A 13415-nucleotide genomic window follows, 5' to 3' on the forward strand; every position below is an offset into this window, starting at 1 on the left:
TAGTTATATATTTATGCGTTTTCCGGCCTTATTGGCTTTCTTTGAAGAGTTGAGGAAATTGAAAAAGAAAGGGTAATAGTCGTTCTGAGGTGTACTTTGGTCGAAGTTGTTTCAAACAATACTGTCATATAATCTAAATTGTCCCTTTATTTGTCATGAATGAGAGCAGGCGGAGTTGTACTTTTTTTCTACCTCATAGCTTCTGGTGTCGTATCAGCTCAGGATGCTGCGTCCAGGGACAATACGCCCAAGTACAGCAATGAATTCCTGAACCTGGGGGTTGATGCCCGGGCTTTCGGACTGGGGAATTCGATGGTCGCCCATACCGCAGACGTTTCCTCCGGCTACTGGAACCCTGCAGGGCTCGTTTCCCTCACTACGGACCATCAGCTTTCCCTGATGCATGCTTCTTATTTTGCTGGAATAGCCAATTACGATTACGGGGCATTTGCTACACGGCTTGATGACAGTAGCGCGTTAAGCGTTTCAGTGATCCGCTTTTCTGTGGATGATATAGCTGACACACGTTTACTATTCGATGCAAATGGCTCGGTTAATTATGACAATATCCGTTTTTTTTCTGCTTCGGATTACGCTTTCCTGGTTTCTTATGGGAGGAAACTTCCATTTCTTGGAGGCCTTAGTCTGGGAGGTAATGTGAAAATTATACGGCGGATCGTAGGCGATTTTGCCGGGTCATGGGGTTTTGGGATAGATGTGGGCGTACAGAAAAAGTGGAAGGGTTGGGATTTTGGCCTGGTAGGCCGGGACCTGTTTGGCACCTTTAATTCCTGGTCTATCAATGAGGACGAGCTTGCTGATATATATGCTCAGACCGGGAATGAGCTTTACACCAACTCTCTTGAGATTACGCTTCCGCGACTTATTCTTGGGGTAAGTAGAAATGTAGAGCTGGGTGATCAGTTTTCATTATTGGGTACGGCTGATCTTGTGACCACATTTGATGGAAAGCGAAACTCGTTAGTAAGGACTGATCTGGTGTCTTTTGATGCCTCTGCCGGAGTAGAGGTTGGTTTTAAGCAGGTGGCCTTTGTACGAGGAGGTGTGGGACAGTTTCAGAAGATAAAAGACTTTGATGGCACGAAATCCTGGACCTTTCAGCCGAATATGGGGCTGGGATTTAAGATTCAGCAGCTGGCTGTTGATTATGCATTCACAGATATAGGTGATCAGGCAGCTGGTTTATACTCGCATATTTTTTCCGTAAAAGTTGATTTCCATGTTGAGGATTAAGGTTATCATATGGTTTATCGGTTTTTGTGGGCTTTTGACTGAGGTCAAAAGTCAATATGCTAATGATTGGATTGATTACAATCAACAGTATTATAAGATCAAGGTGGCTGAGGATGGTTTATACAGGATCACCGCAAGTGAGCTAGCGGCAGCCGGTGTGCCTGTGGGCAACATTGTGGTAGATCGCTACCAGCTGTTCCGAAGGGGGCAGGAAGTGGCAATCAGAGTGGTGGATGACGAAATAATAGAAAACAGGGACGGTCGGCTAAATTACCTGGAATTCTACGGCGAGCGAAATGACGGTAACTCCAATACACCACTGTATAGAGAGTCAGATGCACAGCCCCACACTTACTATAATTTATTTACGGACTCCTCCGCCTACTTTTTGACATGGAAAATTTCTTCAGGATCAGGAAGGCGAATGCAGCTTTCTACAGACCAGAACAGTTCCGGACTTACACCTGAGCCTTATCATATCCGGAAAGACTTGCAGCTTTTCACTTCACATTACAAAACGGGCCTTAGGTATGGTTCAACCAATGAGATCTTAACAGCCGAGTATGATTACGGAGAAGGCTGGGCTGGTCCGGATATTTCAAAAAATGGTTCTCGTACCTATGATTTTGCTCTCACTAACGCTGATCAAAGCGACACAAAACCCACACTGGAAGTTTTCCTGTTTGGGATCAATAACCTCGAACACCTGGTAGAAATCAGTGTTGGTCCGAATGAGTCCGGTTTGAGGAGCCTGGGACAGGCCAGCTTTGAACGGCAATTCACTCATTTATTTACCTCTGAAGTAGAGTGGTCCGATATAGGGGCTGCAGGTGAGCTGGTGGTTCGGGTCACTGCCCTGGGTGTAGATGGTCAGGCTGAACGCGTTTCAGTGTCCTATGTCCGTGTAAACTATCCACAGGACCCGGCTTTTGATTCCAGCCAGGATATTTTCTTTTATGAGTTTCCGGCAGGGACGGAAGAAAAAGGGTATGCGGTACTTTCCAGTACCGTGGCAACGGGAGCTCGGGTTTTTGATGTGACCGATCCTGCTGCTCCGGTTTCCATTGTGAGTAGTGCTCAGCCGGACAGATTAGAATTTGTCTATTCTGGCGCTACTTCAGACCGGCAGATAATGGTGGTGAAAACGCCGAAAAGTGCAGGCAATATCTCAAGAGCCACAATAGAGCCTTTCGATCTGTCAGGGAAAGATTTTTTGATGATCTCTCACCCAGCTCTTGACCAGCAGGTAGGAGGTGTCAGTCCGGTGACCGGGTATCTTGACTACCGCCAAAGTGTAGCCGGCGGAAGCCACGGTGTGTTACTTGCCTGGATCAGTGAAGTGTATGATCAGTTCAATTACGGCGATCAGTCTCCCATGGCAATTCGAAATTTCATCACCTATGCACTTGCTGAGGGGAATCCGGAGTACCTGTTTATCATCGGGAAGGGAACAACTCCCAATGCCAATGCGTACAGGAGAGACCCTGGCACCATAATCCATTATGTGCCCACTTTTGGATATCCGGGCTCTGATGTGCTTTTTTCTGTAAATACGGTTGCACAAAACCTGGACCAGGCGCTGCCTACAGGTCGTCTCAACGCATACACTCCTCAGGATGTGAAAGCCTACCTTGATAAGGTTAAGGAAATGGAAGCATTGTCTTATGACGCCCTTTGGAGAAAAAACCTGGTGCAGCTAAGCGGGGGAGCAACGAATGCGGAACGTACCTCTTTTGCCAACCATATCAATACCTTTAAAGTAAAAGCTGAAGGGGATTATTTAGGAGGAAAGGCTTTTAACATCAATAAGGAGACCAATGATGAGGTTCAGCTGATCAATGTCGCCAGTCAGGTAAATGAAGGAGTCAGCCTGATCACTTTTTTTGGTCATTCCACCGGGCAACTCACAGATATTGAGATCGGTAGGGTGTCGTCAGGCAGCAATACTTTTGGGTACAGCAACCAGGCAAAGTATCCCATGTTTTTAGTAAACGGATGCAATGCCGGGGAAATATTCAGGGTAACCGATGGTACTCCTTCAAGTCTGACGCTGGGTGAAGACTGGCTTCATACACCTAATCTCGGAGCAATTGGTTTCATTGCTAATTCAGACTTTGCTCTGTCCTCAGCCTTAAAACGCTTCTCGGACTTGTTTTATACTCATGCATTTAATCTTGATGGAGAATTTGCCAACCCTGTGGGTAAGGTATTCATGAACGTCACGAGCGCCTATTTTGAGGCTTTCGGGACCAGCGCGCTGGATCGGGCACAGGTTTACCAGACTGTATTACAGGGAGATCCTGCCTTGCCGGTTTTTGGGGCTGATCAGCCCGACTATGAGCTTCAGACTCAGGAAATATTTGCTGCCGGATATGATCAGGAGCGGGTAACTGCCAATATGGACTCCTTTAAAATTAACCTTCCAATACGTAATTACGGCAGATCTGTGAAAGATTCACTGGCTATAAGGGTCGTAAGGACTTTGGGAGATGGAAACCAAAGAACTTATGTTCAGAAATTCAGGAGGGTTCTCCGTTATGATACGGTCTCGTTTGTGATCCGGAATGATCTGCAGGAGGTAAATGAGGGAAGCAACACGTTTGTGATATCCATCGACCCGGATAATGAGCAGGGGGAACTAAATGAGACGAATAATAACGGAAGCTTTGAGTTGTTTATCCCAAAAGGAAATACAATTAACCTCTTTCCAATCAATTTTGGTTTGGTAGATGATCCCATGGTGACCTTTAAGTGGCAGTCTGCAGACCCGCTGGACCGCAACCGGGAGTACAGTCTGGAGGTAGATACGGTGGCGGATTTTAGCAGTTCATTTAAAATCTCTGAGAGTATTACCAGTGATCTGCTGGTGAATAGAGGGATGGACTTTTCGGCATTGGCAGACTCAACCACCATTTACTGGAGGACACGCTTTAGTAACCCTGAAGGCAATGAAGATACTACCTGGGTTAAATCTTCCTTTACCCTTATTTCAGGTCAGACTGGCGGGTGGGGCCAGATAGGCCGGTCTCAGCTGGAAGAGACTTCTAAGTCAGGGGTGACTTACAACTCCGGGAATAGCTCATGGAGTTTCCAGGAAACGTCTACCCCTATAGAAATTAATACCCATGGGGTTAGCAATCCTAATGAATACACAGATTACCTCGTTTTGATCGATGGAATAAACTTTTTGGCGACAACAAATACCCTCGATCCGGAATGTAAGAAAAAGAATGCGATCAATGCTATCGTTTTTGGTTCGGAGAATGCTCAGCCATACAGTCCTTTTTTGGGTGCCAGTCCTGATGTGTTTAATGATCTGATCTGTGGCATAAGCCCGCAGGCTATAAATAATTTCAGCGAAACAGAGGTGCTTGGCTCCAACAGGTACCTGGACAGCCTGATCTCCATTATGGATAACCAGGACATGATCCTGCTTTTTTCTTTTGATTCAGTAGCTTTTTCTAACTGGGATGCGCAGCTGATCGCTTCATTAAATTCGGTAGGCATTCAGAGCTCCACAATAGCAGGCCTGACTGACGGGCAGCCAGTGATTTTCCTGGGCAGAAAGGGGGATCCGGAAGGCTCAGCCGTAGAGGTCATTTCTAATGGAAGTGGGGTGCCGCTGAAAGAACAGGCTATTCAGTTGGTAAGTCAGGTTACCGGTAAGTTTAGCTCCGGAAAAATACTTTCACCGAAGGTAGGGCCATCCAGCTCATGGGATGGATTCAGCTATCATGTTGAAGACGGACCAGATGACTCATACGAGTTTAACGTACTTGGCTATGATTCATTCGGAGATGAAGAAGTGCTCTTTACGGATAGCCGCATGGTAGATCTGGACATCTCCCAGATCGATGCTCAGCAATATCCTTACCTGAGGATGGAGATGAGTTTTTCTGATGAAGTAAATCAAACTCCACCCCAGCTAAAAGGGTGGGGGCTTACCTATGATCTCTCACCGGAAGGCTTGCTTTCTACTGAATCCATCGAGAGCGGAGAGGTGCAGGAGGGCGAAGAATACGCCAGGCAATTTTTTTATAGTTCGCTTTCCGCTGCCCCTTTTACTGACTCGGTTACCGTCAGCTATACTGTCAGCAACATCCAGTCAGGGACTTTTGAGTCTGAGTCTTTTAAAATAGCCGCTCCGGAACCGAATGACACCACGGCATTTGAAACCAGGATAGGTACGCGGGGTAAGGTTGGGCAAAACAACCTCGTAGTTACGCTCTCTGCAGCAGAGCCTGAGCTCTACCCTGCCAACAACACTATCAATATAAGCAGCGCTTTTAATGTAGTACCTGATGAAACCAACCCGGTTTTAGATGTCACCTTTGACGGGAGTTATATCCTGAATGGAGATATTGTATCTCCAAACCCCGGTATCCTCATTCGCTTTAAGGATGAAAATGAATTTTTATATAAGCAGGACACAACGGGGCTCACTATTGAGTTGAAAAAACCTTGTGAGGGGTGTGAGTTTGAGCAGGTACATTTCGCTGGATCAGAGGTGTCTTATATTCCAGCTTCTGAGGGACAGGATTTTGAGATCACTTACCAGCCGGGCCCTTTGGAGGACGGAGTTTATGCTTTGAGAGTGCAGGGGGTGGATGAAAGTGGGAATGCCTCCGGCAGGTATCCGTATGAAGTATCCTTTGAAGTGATCAACGAAACTACGGTGACTCATTTTTACCCGTATCCCAATCCTTTTTCCACGAGTACCAGGTTTGTTTTTACGCTTACCGGAAGTGTGATTCCTGAAGAGATCAAAATCCAGATCATGACCGTTTCAGGCAGGGTAGTTCGTGAGATTACACAGGATGAAATTGGTCCGTTGAAAATAGGCAACAACATCACACAATATGCCTGGGATGGACGGGATGAATACGGTGACCAACTGGCAAATGGAGTCTACCTGTATAAAGTTTTTATCAGGCAGGGGGGAGAACAGGTAAAGCTACGCAATACCAATGCAGATCGGGCTTTTAAAAATGGATTTGGGAAGCTTTACCTTCTCCGGTAACCGGTTTTACCGGCAAGTGAAAAACAGGGTTTAAAAAAAGGATGCAAGCTTCATTGCCACACCTTTGTCTCCGTCTACTTTTATCTTTCCTCCCATAAAGGCCATCATAGGATTCAGGCTTCCGTTTAAAAGCTTCTCAAAGTTATCCAGAGACATGCTCAGCGTACATGCTGCAGCTTTATCTTCATTGGAAACCACAGAAGGAGTTACGGTATCGTCCAGGTGGATCAGGCCTTCTTCAAATTGGAAGTTGATGATGGCGTTAACATTGCCTCCATTGTTGGCGGCCATTTCAGATACTTTTTCAGTTGCTTCCGGCAGGGTCATTTATGTTTATTGTAAGGTTGAACTTATTGTTTCTTCGTAAAGGTTACCTCAAAGAGCTTTGGCCAGAGCTTACCAGTTACATAGACTTTTTGGTTCGAAGGATGATAAGCTATTCCGTTCAGTACGTCAGCATCTTTTGCTTCAGCCGGGGACAGTAATCCTCCCATATCAATTTTCCGAATGATTTTTCCGGTTTCCGGATCTATAACCACAATTTGCTCTTCCTGATAGATATTGGCATAGATCAGCTTGTCAATGACCTCCAACTCGTTCAGTGCAACTACCTTGTCTTTATGGTCATAAACTTCCAGTTTATCAAACTCGGAGAGGTCATGCGGATTTAAAAAGTGAAGGGTCTCAGTCCCATCACTCGCAATGAGTGTATCCCCCATCGTTGTGAGCCCCCATCCTTCCTCAAAAGGGAACCTGAATGTTCCGGTTTGGTTGAGGTCCGTATCAAAGATGAAGCCCACCTGAGAAGTCCACGTGAGCATGTAGATGTTGTTTTTCCAAAAGGTGCTGCCCTCACCGAAGTATTTACTGTCAAGGTTAATGGAGTGATAAATGTTGGCGTTTGTATAATTGATTTTCATCAGCCTCGATTTACCTCTGGATCCGGTACTTTCATAAAGTGTATCACCTTTGAAAAACAGGCCCTGGGTATAGGCCTCCACATTGTGAGGATAGGTATTAATGATGTTGTAGGTATACTCGTCCGGAGTAATGTCCGAAAGAAATTTTAGCCTTGGGTAGTGTGTTTCTTTGTTTCCGTCAATGAATACCGTCAATTTAATCCGCTGATTTCCGGTCCGGACATCTGTTGAGGACCATTCAAATACCGGTTCGCTAAATGTTGTTTCCCTGTCGCGGTATTCCAGGATGATCGAATCGATTTGCTTTTCCGAGTCAATTTCAAATGGAACCAGATCCCCTATTGTGTAGGTTGTATTCGATTTGGGAGATTTCAGTTTACTGTAATTGATGATCCTGGGAGAGTCAGAATCTTCTTTACTGCCGGTATCGGATTCCTTATGACAGCTTACAAAGGCACTTATGCCAAGACCAAGGCTAATTAGTAATGCATTTTTCATCACGCACAAAAGTACTGGAAAAGTCTAAAAAGTAGGAGAGACACTATTCTGTTTTATTGTCATCTGAATGTCTTCGTTCGTAGCTGGTCATGCGCATAAGGGTAGGTACCGTTAATCCCTGATAGAGAACGGAGCATGCCACCACGATGTAGGTCATGGTGATAATGATATCCTTCCCATGAAAATCGGTAAGTGAAAGGGAAAGAGCAATGGGCAGACCACCCCTGAGTGCCCCCCAGGTGAGCACCGGAATAGTATTGGGTTGAAAGGCTCTTTTGGCCGACATGAGTTTAATAGGGATGAATACACTAAGCCACCGGCCAAGCAGCACAATGTTTACGGCCATAAATCCTGCAGCAAAATAATCAGCTCTACGTGGGATGACCAGCATTTCAAGACCTATGAGTACAAAAAGCATAGCTGATAATGATTCTTCCATGAGATTCCAAAACTTAAACACATAGTCGCCAGCAGCGCTGGTTACATGTTCACCGCGTCCCTCATTGCCAATCACCAGACCCATAACTACTGCAGCCTGTTTTGAGGAAACATGAATAAAATCAGCAAGAAATGACCCGGCCATCACAATAGCCAGTGTTATCAGTATCTCTACCTCCACAGCATCATTGTCCACGTATTTCAGCAGCCTGTAGCCCAGGTAGCCCAGGAAAAGGCCGATGAAGATCCCGCCACCTATGTCAGCTCCTATGATATATGCCGTTTCTATAACTGAAAGCGCATGGTCCTCACCAGCATGGGCGATATCAAGAAGTGTCAGTGCAAGGACTACCGCTATGCCGTCATTGAATAAAGATTCTCCGGCAATCTTAATTTCAAGCTCCTTGGCAAGGTTGAAACGTTTAATGGTTTTCGTTACGGCTATTGGGTCAGTAGGAGATATCAAAGCGCCAAAAACCAGGCAATACAGGTAATCAAGGTGGATCTGAAGGAAATCCAGCAAAAAGTAAACTAGTGAACCAATGACGAAGGTTGAGATCAGAACTCCGGTGGTTGCCAAAACCAATACCGGGGTTCGCTCCTTCGAGAGCTTTTTGAAGTCAATCTGCAGGGCTCCAGAGAAGAGCATAAAGGACAGCACTACATGGTATAGTACTTCAGCATAGTCATACTCTTCCAGCTCCACAGCTTCTATACGCAGTTCCGGGGATATAAATCCAACAATCAAAATCACAAGTGAAAGTCCCAGGGCCATGATCATCAAGCCTATAGACGAAGGAAGCTTCAGAAAGTAGGTATTGACGAAAATGAATAAAGCCGCCAGGAATATAAAGAGGGCGATGATGTCAAATACGTGCATAGGTTTGGTGCCGATTCGTTATTTAATGCGCACAGCGCAAAAATATTCTTCTATTCTGTAATTACATTGTGAATTGAACTATAATGATCAATCCTATCCAACAAAGGATAACGGCTATTAGAGTGGTTTACATTGACATTCCGCACGAAAGTCTGCCCGAATATACTTTTTTTTAGATTTTTATGCAAAATATCCGCATCCTTAACGAGTGGTTAATCACTTGCATCAAGACTATATTGCAAACCAAATGGACCAATTGTATTTAAAAGCCTTCTGTCAGATAGAAGCCCGCAAAAACCATCTTTTAGCTAAGCTGAAGAAATTGGATAGCAAAACACTCCGGGCACCTCAGTCAACCGGTAAATGGTCCGTAATTCAGGTGTTGGTTCACCTTTTGGAGTCAGAAAGTGGTTCTTTAAAGTATTGTCAGAAGAAAATAAAAGCAGGTGAGAAAATCCCTGGCTCCAGCGTTTTAGAAAGACCGAAGTTCTGGTTTTACTTATGGATTTTGAGGTCAAGGGTTAAGTTTAATGCACCTCGGACTGTAAGTAACCCGTCTAATGAAATAGAATTTGTTGAAATTGTTGAAAAATGGAGGGTATCCAGGAATGAGTTAAAGGAGTTTCTCGAAAAGTATCCGGATAAATTCCTGAACAAAGCAATTTATAAACATCCATTTGCAGGAAGGGTTCGACTGGAAGAAATGCTCGTTTTTTTTGATGCCCATATGCAGCATCATGAGTATCAAATCCGACGTATACTTAGTGCGATTGGTTAAATTTCTATGTCATTCCCCACTTTTTTCAGCCTTGCTCTATAGCTATAATACATAAACAGGATGATGAGGAATGGAAACAAAAATACGGTCATAGCAGGTAGTGTTTTTATTGAAACAATAAACAGTTAAACTTGCTTTTCATAAAGATCTGACCAGGTGGGTAAATGCGTGTAACGACACATTGTATTAGAAAGTTACAAAAAATAAATAAAAAAATCATATACTTTGCTTTCATTTAAGAATCTTTCATACAGCTATACGGGTGATTCCAAACTAATTTTTCCGGACTGGAGTGTAGAAAAAAAGGCTCACTCGCTGATCCTGGGTGAATCCGGTGGTGGTAAAACGACTCTGCTGCATTTGCTGGGAGGGCTTTTGAGGCCGGAGACCGGAGAGATCGAGATCAATGGCACGCCCATCCAAAACATGTCTAATGCTGAGTTGGATCATTTCCGAGGTTCGAATATGGGGTTTGTTTTTCAGAAACCTCATTTGATCTCATCCCTGAATGTGACAGAAAATCTAAAGCTGGCTACCTTTTTGGGAAACAAGTCCAATCTGAATAAGCGGATCCCTTCTGTCTTAGAAGATTTGGGGATATCAGATCTGGCTCATCGAAAGGTACATGAGATCAGTCAGGGGCAGGCTCAGCGGGTAGCTATAGCCCGGGCGGTGATCAACGAGCCGGATATCCTATTTGGTGATGAACCCACATCAAGCCTGGATGACAAAAGTTGCTCTGCCGTGATCCGGCTTTTAAAGAATCAGGCGGAAAGTTGTAATGCTACATTGGTAATAGCTACCCATGATCAGCGTGTAAAATCTGAATTTAAAAACCAGCTGACGCTATGAATATCCCTTTTCTAAGTTTCAAGAGTATTATTTCCCGTCCGCTGAGCAGTTTCCTGAGTTGGTTGCTGCTTACATTTGGGGTGACCGTCGTAGTATTGATCCTTTTAGCTTCCGGAAGACTGAAAAAGGAAGTAGAAAAGAATGCGCAGGGTATCGATCTGGTGGTGGGCGCTAAAGGGAGTCCGTTGCAGCTGATTCTGGCTAATATCTTCCACATTGATTTTCCCACGGGTAATATCGATTTAAAAGAAGCAGCGTCTTTAAGTAAAAATCGTTACATAGCCAGTTCTATTCCTCTTTCCCTGGGAGATAGTTATCGGGGCTTTCGGATAGTTGGTACCACCAGGGCTTATGGCGATCTGTATGAAGTTTCACTGGCTGATGGAGGCTGGTTTGAGCAATCCATGGAAGCGGTTATTGGTGCTCAGGTAGCTGAAAAGTTGGGCCTGAAGCTCGGAGATACTTTTGAGAGCCAGCATGGTTTATCGGAAGAGGGAGAAGAGCACGGTGGACTTCACTTTGAGGTGACGGGCATTTTAGAGCCGTCCGGCACAGTCATGGATAAGCTTATCCTTACTCCCTTGCGGAGTATATGGGAAGTGCATGACCATGAAGAGGAGGCTGAAGGCCATCATGATGAACCGGATTCGCTGGTTGCACTGCCACAGTTGGGAATTGAAGTGGGAAAGGAGGAGCTGGAGCATAAGCAGATCACGGCGTTACTTATCAGCTACAGGTCTCCAATGGGCGCAGTTATGTTACCCAGAGCTATAAACAGTCAGTCTAATTTGCAGGCAGCTTCTCCTGCCTATGAAACAGCCCGGCTATTTAACATTATAGGTGTCGGGGTGAAGGTGGTCAATATTTTGGGTATTGTGATTATTGTTATTTCTGCCATTAGTGTGTTTGTCGCATTGCTCAACTCCCTGAAGGACCGTAAGTATGATATAGCGATCATGCGGTCTATGGGAGCGACTAAAGGTCAGATATTTTTTCATGTATTGCTTGAAGGGTTATTTATCACCATGATCGGGGCGATTTCCGGTCTGGTTATTGCACATGCTTTACTGGCTGTGCTTGGCAACTACATGGAGGGATTTAGCGCGGAATCATTTTATTTTGTTCCGCGGGAATGGATGGTTTTGGCAGGATGCCTGTTAATAGGAACTTTCGCTTCCGTAGTTCCGTCTATTATGGCGTATAAGACTGATATCTCAAGAACACTCGCAAAAGGATAAATAGATGAAAGGAATTGTAGTAATCATAAGTTTAGTTATTTCATTTCACTGCTTTTCGCAGGGGGGCTCATCAGAAAACTGGAAAGTACTAGGCAAGCTGGAATACGAAAAGTCCCGCGACGAATATGGAGAAATATATGTCCCCAAATTTGGACCGGAAATAAGAAAGCTCGAAGGAAAGGAGATTGAGCTGGCTGGTTATATTATACCCTTTGAGGGAATGTTTGAGCCGGACCACCTGATCATTTCCTCTGTACCGGTGGCATCCTGTTTCTTTTGTGGAGGAGCCGGCCCTGAGTCCGTTGCTGAAATTTATTTAAATGAATCTGTAAAATACACAGCCAAAAAGGTGACGATCAGTGGTACCTTAGCCTTGAATGATTCGGATGTGGATCAGCTGATGTACATTCTTAAAGATGCAAAACTAAAAACCGAATAGTCTTATGAGATCCCTGTTGATTTTTAGCCTGATGTTATTTCTGTTTGCTTCCTGTAGCAATACCAGGAAAGACACTATAGCTTCTCTGAAAGAAGAAGTAATGGCCCTTCATGATGAGGTGATGCCAAAAATGGGAGAGCTGCACAAGACTCAGAAGAAACTTTTGACATTAGCCGATTCAGCAGAAGCGGCTGATTCGGTGGCTGCCAGTGAATACCGGGACCTGGCTCAAACCATCGAACTGGCAAATGAATCCATGATGGATTGGATGCGTAACTACGATCCTAATTTCAGCGGATCAGAAGAGGAGGTAAAAGCATACCTGGAGGATCAGAAAAAAAGTATGTCTAGAGTGAAGAAGGATATGCTCAGTTCGCTTGAAGAGGGGAAAATGAAACTAAAAAAACCAAACTTCAAAAGTAGCTCTTCACCTAACTCCGGAACTAACAGTGAGACAGCTTCTAAAAATGAACTGCCTTCTGATATAAGTTATAGCATTATTAACAAGGAACCGGACGATGCATTTTCTAAAATAACTATTAACGTCCGTCTCAATAAAGAAGTTAGTAAAGACATTTTGAAGAAAATTGCCTATGAGATAAAGGCTGAGAATAGGAAGTACTCTAAACTTTGGATTTTTTATTTCTTACCTGAAATGAATACGGGAAGTGGCGCTTGGGCTATTTCCCATTTTAAGCCAACCCTTGAACTTGAAATAATCGGTGCGTCTAAAGCTGCTACGGATGAAATGAAAAACCAGAAGGTAACAGGCGAAATTTTAGCAACTTGGATAGATAATGATGCCATTGCACCAAATATGAAATACTTAGTCAAAGAGAACGGAAAGTTACTGATGAAATCCGTTTATGCACAGACAAAATACGTAGATGCAACTGAGATTGTTCAGGAACTAACTAAAGCAACCTATCAAGGACTGACAAGGTACAATTATCAGAATGATCACGGAGAGTATTATTTGGTCGAACAGAATGGGAACCTCAGTCATTATGATTCAGATGGCAAGTTTAAAGAACTAAAAAAGCAATAGGGTGATTTAGAGCAACTTGGAATGTTGTATGCTAGTGCAAAAGGAGAAGA

10 protein-coding genes are annotated in these 13415 nt (G+C 44.3%); 7 read left to right on the forward strand and 3 right to left on the reverse strand.

Going from position 1 to position 13415, the window contains the following annotated elements; translation table 11 throughout:
- The first annotated feature begins 159 nt into the window (after positions 1-159).
- Together AC3E9V_RS05680 and porU2 are read left to right on the forward strand one after the other, a co-directional pair.
- Entirely contained in the window at positions 160-1254 is a 1095-nt protein-coding gene (locus AC3E9V_RS05680) for a putative type IX sorting system protein PorV2 (protein WP_488752220.1), read from the forward strand.
- Positions 1241-6274 (forward strand): putative type IX secretion system sortase PorU2, encoded by a 5034-nt coding sequence (gene porU2, locus AC3E9V_RS05685; RefSeq protein ID WP_488752221.1) that lies wholly within the window; start codon positions 1241-1243, stop codon positions 6272-6274. Before AC3E9V_RS05680 ends, porU2 begins: the two co-directional genes overlap by 14 nt.
- A 30-nt stretch (positions 6275-6304) precedes the next feature.
- Here porU2 and AC3E9V_RS05690 read toward each other — a convergent pair whose 3' ends face one another.
- Genes AC3E9V_RS05690 through AC3E9V_RS05700 form a run of 3 tightly spaced genes read right to left on the reverse strand, consistent with a single transcriptional unit; the run spans position 6305 to position 9010 of the window.
- Positions 6305-6601 (reverse strand): SCP2 sterol-binding domain-containing protein, encoded by a 297-nt coding sequence (locus AC3E9V_RS05690; protein WP_488752222.1) that lies wholly within the window; start codon positions 6599-6601, stop codon positions 6305-6307.
- Between the two features lie 23 nt (positions 6602-6624).
- Complete coding sequence (locus tag AC3E9V_RS05695) at positions 6625-7692, reverse strand: glutaminyl-peptide cyclotransferase (RefSeq protein ID WP_488752223.1); 1068 nt, start codon at positions 7690-7692, stop codon at positions 6625-6627.
- 43 nt (positions 7693-7735) lie between these two features.
- Positions 7736-9010 (reverse strand): cation:proton antiporter, encoded by a 1275-nt coding sequence (locus AC3E9V_RS05700; RefSeq protein WP_488752224.1) that lies wholly within the window; start codon positions 9008-9010, stop codon positions 7736-7738.
- Positions 9011-9257: 247 nt separating this feature from the next.
- On the opposite strand from AC3E9V_RS05700, the gene AC3E9V_RS05705 reads away from it, so the two are divergent.
- The 5 genes from AC3E9V_RS05705 to AC3E9V_RS05725 all read left to right on the forward strand — a co-directional run bounded on the left by AC3E9V_RS05705 (position 9258) and on the right by AC3E9V_RS05725 (position 13365).
- Positions 9258-9788 (forward strand): DinB family protein, encoded by a 531-nt coding sequence (locus AC3E9V_RS05705; RefSeq protein WP_488752225.1) that lies wholly within the window; start codon positions 9258-9260, stop codon positions 9786-9788.
- Positions 9789-10013: 225 nt separating this feature from the next.
- Positions 10014-10640, forward strand: a complete 627-nt coding sequence (locus tag AC3E9V_RS05710) for an ABC transporter ATP-binding protein (RefSeq protein ID WP_488752226.1) — start codon at positions 10014-10016, stop codon at positions 10638-10640.
- Positions 10637-11878 (forward strand): ABC transporter permease, encoded by a 1242-nt coding sequence (locus AC3E9V_RS05715; protein ID WP_488752227.1) that lies wholly within the window; start codon positions 10637-10639, stop codon positions 11876-11878. Before AC3E9V_RS05710 ends, AC3E9V_RS05715 begins: the two co-directional genes overlap by 4 nt.
- A gap of 4 nt (positions 11879-11882) precedes the next feature.
- Positions 11883-12317, forward strand: a complete 435-nt coding sequence (locus AC3E9V_RS05720) for a hypothetical protein (RefSeq protein WP_488752228.1) — start codon at positions 11883-11885, stop codon at positions 12315-12317.
- Between the two features lie 4 nt (positions 12318-12321).
- Positions 12322-13365: a hypothetical protein gene (locus AC3E9V_RS05725; protein WP_488752229.1), complete on the forward strand. Its 1044-nt coding sequence runs from the start codon at positions 12322-12324 to the stop codon at positions 13363-13365.
- The last annotated feature ends 50 nt before the right edge of the window (positions 13366-13415 follow it).

Source organism: Marinoscillum sp. HNIBRBA16962 (genome assembly GCF_057801515.1).